Origin of the sequence: Micromonospora yasonensis (assembly GCF_026013475.1) — a bacterium.
GTDB classification, from domain to species: domain Bacteria; phylum Actinomycetota; class Actinomycetes; order Mycobacteriales; family Micromonosporaceae; genus Micromonospora; species Micromonospora yasonensis.
This window is the reverse complement of the sequence record NZ_JAPDPH010000366.1, coordinates 1-4,001: the sequence shown is the minus strand read 5'-3', so window position 1 is coordinate 4,001 and position 4,001 is coordinate 1. Positions and strand designations below refer to the sequence as shown.

At 75.5% G+C, this 4,001-nt stretch carries 6 protein-coding genes and 1 pseudogene; 5 read left to right on the top strand and 2 right to left on the bottom strand.

Features of this window, described 5'->3' with window-relative positions; translation table 11 throughout:
- Positions 1-227: 227 nt before the first annotated feature.
- Together ONA70_RS35095 and ONA70_RS35090 are read right to left on the bottom strand one after the other, a co-directional pair.
- A complete protein-coding gene (locus ONA70_RS35095) occupies positions 228-632 on the bottom strand; it encodes a hypothetical protein (protein ID WP_265010783.1) in 405 nt (134 codons plus the stop codon).
- A 2-nt stretch (positions 633-634) separates the two neighbouring features.
- Positions 635-1,432, bottom strand: a complete 798-nt coding sequence (locus ONA70_RS35090; RefSeq protein ID WP_265010782.1) for a GNAT family N-acetyltransferase — start codon at positions 1,430-1,432, stop codon at positions 635-637.
- A 41-nt stretch (positions 1,433-1,473) separates the two neighbouring features.
- Here ONA70_RS35090 and ONA70_RS35085 point away from each other — a divergent pair, with 41 nt between their 5' ends.
- From ONA70_RS35085 to ONA70_RS37160, 5 genes and pseudogenes are all read left to right on the top strand, one after another.
- Positions 1,474-1,860, top strand: coding sequence for a YidH family protein (locus ONA70_RS35085; protein WP_265010781.1), 387 nt, complete (start codon positions 1,474-1,476; stop codon positions 1,858-1,860).
- Complete coding sequence (locus ONA70_RS35080; protein ID WP_265010780.1) at positions 1,857-2,156, top strand: DUF202 domain-containing protein; 300 nt, start codon at positions 1,857-1,859, stop codon at positions 2,154-2,156. Before ONA70_RS35085 ends, ONA70_RS35080 begins: the two co-directional genes overlap by 4 nt.
- 27 nt (positions 2,157-2,183) lie before the next feature.
- Complete coding sequence (locus tag ONA70_RS35075; protein ID WP_265010779.1) at positions 2,184-2,591, top strand: PLD nuclease N-terminal domain-containing protein; 408 nt, start codon at positions 2,184-2,186, stop codon at positions 2,589-2,591.
- Between the two features lie 93 nt (positions 2,592-2,684).
- Positions 2,685-2,780 (top strand): annotated as a pseudogene (locus tag ONA70_RS37165) (hypothetical protein); the annotation flags it as partial.
- A 247-nt stretch (positions 2,781-3,027) separates the two neighbouring features.
- Positions 3,028-4,001: ATP-binding protein (locus ONA70_RS37160; RefSeq protein WP_454557368.1), on the top strand; the 974-nt coding region annotated here is incomplete at its 3' end.

The window sequence follows — 4,001 nt, the reverse complement described above, 5'->3', positions numbered from 1 at the left end:
GACCCTCCTGTTTGGTGTAGCGATCACTCGCCCGGTCACGCGCGCAGCCTCCCGCGTGACTTAACGATCGGTCAACCGCGGGCTGCTGTGCGGTTGCCCACGGGCAATGTTACCCGCAAGTAGCATCGCCCTTCCGACGCCTCCGAGTGACACAGGTCACCGACGGCGGGAGCCGGCGGAAGGCGCCACCGCCTCCCGCCGCCCACGCCCTCTGGCGGCCGAACCGGTCAGGCCGGCTCGGCCAGCGCGTCCCTGATCTTGTCGATCACCGCCGCCTCGGCCGGCGCCACTCCCCGGTCGGCCTGCGCCACCTGCTCCGCCGCGGCCAGCACCACCGACCGGTACACCTCGACGTCCCCCGGCGACTTCGCCCGCAGGATGCGCACCGCCCGGCCGAGCGCCGGCAGCGCGGTCGCCTCGATCTCCAGCGCCGAGTCGTGCGAGAACTCCGGCAGCGGGCCGGTGGCCAGTGCCTCCTTCACCACGCCGCTGGCGTCGGCGAGCGCCCCGGAGGCGGCGAAGCTCTCCCGCACCATGGACAGGATCCCGGGCGCGGCGTTGGAGACCAGAAAGACCGCCCCGAAGGCCCCCGTCTTGAGGGTGAGCTGCTCGTCCGCCGTCAACGGTTCCATGATCACGGAGTGTAGACGTACGGGGTGGTGGTGGTGACCGCAACGAGCCCGAGCCGCTCCAGGATGGGCCGGCTGTCCGGCGAGCAGTCCACCTGCACCAGCGTCTTGCCGCGCTGCTCGGCCAGCCGCGCCCGGTACGCCACCAGCGCCCGGTAGATGCCCTTCTTCCGCCACTCCGGCAGGGTCGACCCGCCCCAGAGCGTGGCGAAGCCGGTGTTGCGCAGATAGCGCACCCAGCCGGCGCTGACCACGGTGTCCCCCGCCTCGGCCACCACGATCGTGATCGACTGCGGGTCGGCCTCGATCTCCTTCGCCAGCCCGGTCACCAGGTGGCTGCGGTCCTCGGCCCAGACCGCCTCCTCCATCGCCCGGATCCGCTCCAGGTCCTCCAGGGCGGTGACCTCGCGCAGGCGTACCCCGGGGGGCAGGACCGGGACGGCGGCGGCCAGGGCCGCGACCGGGCCGACCACGACCGTCTCCAGGTCCTCCGGCACGAACCCGGCGGCGCGCAGCCGGTCCCCCAGGTCGGCCGGCTCGTCGTGGCCGTTGAGCTTCCATTCGACCTCCTCGCCCCGGGCGCGGAAGAAATCCACCTGCCGGACGATCAGCGCGTCCAACTCCGCGCCGGCCAGTCCGTCGAGGGTCCGGTAGGTGAGGAAGCCGCGGTGGTCCAGGCCGAGGATCCGGACCAGCGGGCCGTCCCGTTCCACGGTCACCCCGGCCGGCACCGGGTCCGGGATCTCCGGACGGATCTGGTTGTCGTAGGCGTCGCGCAGGCTCCGCGCGTCAAGATCGGTCATCCCTTCAGGCTAGGCACCGGGCAAAGCGGATAATCGTCGACGTGTGGGAGGCGATCAGGCGCTGGTTCGATCCGCGCGAGCTACGAACGGTGGGCACCAGACCGGACTACCGCTTCTCGCTGGCCAATGAACGGACCTTCCTGGCCTGGCTGCGGACCGGCCTGGCGCTGATCGCCGGCGGGCTGGCCGCCGCGCAGTTCCTGCCCCGGCTGCCCCTGGCCCACCTGCGCGAGGCGATCGCCGTCACGCTGCTGTTGCTCGGTGCCACCGTCGCGATCCGGGCGGTGGACCACTGGGCGCGGACCGAGCGGGCCATCCGGCTGGGCGAGGAACTGCCGGCGTCCCGCTTCCCGGCGGTCCTCGCCCTGATCGTCGCGCTCGGCGCGCTGCTGCTGGTGGTCGCCGTGCTGGTCCGGGTCGTCCGGTGAGCCGCGACCCGGGGCTGCAGCCCGAGCGCACCCGGCTGGCCTGGCGGCGCACGCTGCTGGCGCTCACCGGGGTGACCGTGCTGGAGATCCGGCTGGCGCTCGCCGGCCACGCGTTGGACGCGGCGCTGGCCGGCGTCGCGGTGGCCGCCTGGTTGGTCACCCTGCTGGTCGACTGGCGGCGGGCCACCGGCGTCGGACCCCGCCGCGGGCAGCGCTGGTCGTTCCCGCTGACCGCGCTCGCGGCGGTCGGGCTGGCCCTGCTCGGCGTGCTGCACGTGCTACGCGGGCTGCGCTGAACGGCAGCGATGGTCCATCATGTCCGGATGGTTCGTCTGTACGGGCTTCTCCTCCTGGCCGAGATCGTCCTCGCCGTCTGCGCGCTGATCAGCTGTCTCTCCGCCGAGGAGGGTGAGATCCGCGCCCTGCCCCGGGTCGCCTGGCTGCTGATCATCCTGTTCTTCCCGCTGGTCGGCTCGATCGCCTGGTTCGTCGCCGGGCGGGAGCAGGCCGCCCGCCGGCCCCGGACCGCCTGGCCGATGGGGAACGGATTCTCCGAGCAGGACCGCCGCCGGCCCGTCGCGCCGGACGACGACCCGGAGTTCCTGTCGTCGCTGGCCGAGCGGAGCCGCCGGGACGACCAGGAGCTGCTCCGCCGCTGGGAGCAGGATCTGCGCCGCCGCGAGGAGGAACTGCGCCGCCGGGAGGACGACCGGGACCGGCCGGAGGTCTGAACGCCGCGGCCGGGGTTCGGCCGGGCAGAATCGACGCCGTGCGGATCAGCCTGCTCGGCCCTCTGGCGCGCCGACACCGGTACGCCGGTCGAGGTGGGCGGTGCCCGGCTGCGCCGGCTGCTGATCCTGCTCGCCCTCGAACCGGGCCGGGCGGTCACCGTCGGCCGGCTCGCCGACGGTGTCTGGGACGGCGACCCGCCGGCCGGCGTCGCCAACGCGCTCCAGGCCCTCGTCTCCCGGCTGCGCCGCAGCGCCCCGGGGCTGCCGGTCGAGGCCCAGCCGGGCGGCTACCGGCTGGCGCTGTCCCGGGACGACGTCGACCTGCACCGGTTCGAGGCCGCCGTACACGCTGGTCGGGCCGTCCTCGCCGGCGAGCCGGCCGAGGCGTGCCGGCGGCTGGCCGAGGCGCTGGCGCCCGGCCGAGGTGCCGCAGGCCGTGCTCGCCGCACTTGGCCTGCGCGAACAGGCGCTGCTGGCCCGCGCCGGCCGGGGCGCCCCCGAGCCGGTCGAGCCGCTCGGCCGGCTGGTCGAGGCGCTCGCCGGCCGGTCCGCCCTGCTGCTGCTGGACAACTGCGAGCACCTGCTCGAGGCGGCGGCGGGACTCGCCGAGCGGCTGCTCACCGCCGGCCCCCGGCTGCGGGTGCTGGCCACCAGCCGGGAGCCGCTGGGCGTCACCGGCGAGGTGCTGCGGCCGGTGGAGTCGCTGGCCCTGCCCTCGGCCGACGTGGACCCGGCGACCGCGCTGGCGTACCCGGCGGTGCGGCTCTTCGCCGACCGGGCCGGAGCGGCCCGCGCGGACTTCGCGGTGGACGGCGTCACGGTCGGCCCGGTGGTCCGGATCTGCCGCGCGCTGGACGGGATGCCGCTCGCCATCGAGCTGGCCGCCGCCCGGCTGCGCTCGCTGACCGCGGCGCAGGTGGACAGCCGGCTGGACGACCGGTTCCGGCTGTTGACCGGCGGCAGCCGGACCGCCCTGCCCCGGCACCAGACGCTGCGCGCGGTGGTGGACTGGAGCTGGGACCTGCTGGACGACGGGGAGCGGACGCTGTGGCGGCGGCTGGCCGTGTTCGCCGGTGGGGCCACCCTGGCCCTGCACGCCAGCAACCTGGCCGTGCTCGACGCCGTCGACGGTGACCTGGTGGCCGCCCGCGCCCACCACGACCTGGCGCTCGACCTGGCGCTCGGCTCGCAGGACGCCCCGGTCGTCGGCGCGGTGCTGGTCGGTTTCGCCGACCTGGCGTTGCGGTTGGACCGGCCGGCCGCCGCCGCCCGGCTGCTGGGGGCGGCGAGCGGCGTACGGGGCGGCCCGGACCACGCGATCCTGGACCGCCCCCGGGTGGCGGCCGCCGCCCGCGCCGCACTCGGCGAGGCGGGTTTCGCCGAGGCGTACGCGGGGCGGGCGGGGCGCCC

Bases quoted from the DNA above. Each gene is read 5' to 3' on its own strand.
- ONA70_RS35095 (WP_265010783.1), bottom strand. From the start codon at position 632: ATGGAACCGTTGACGGCGGACGAGCAGCTCACCCTCAAGACGGGGGCC.
- ONA70_RS35090 (WP_265010782.1), bottom strand. From the start codon at position 1,432: ATGACCGATCTTGACGCGCGGAGCCTGCGCGACGCCTACGACAACCAG.
- ONA70_RS35075 (WP_265010779.1), top strand. From the start codon at position 2,184: ATGGTTCGTCTGTACGGGCTTCTCCTCCTGGCCGAGATCGTCCTCGCC.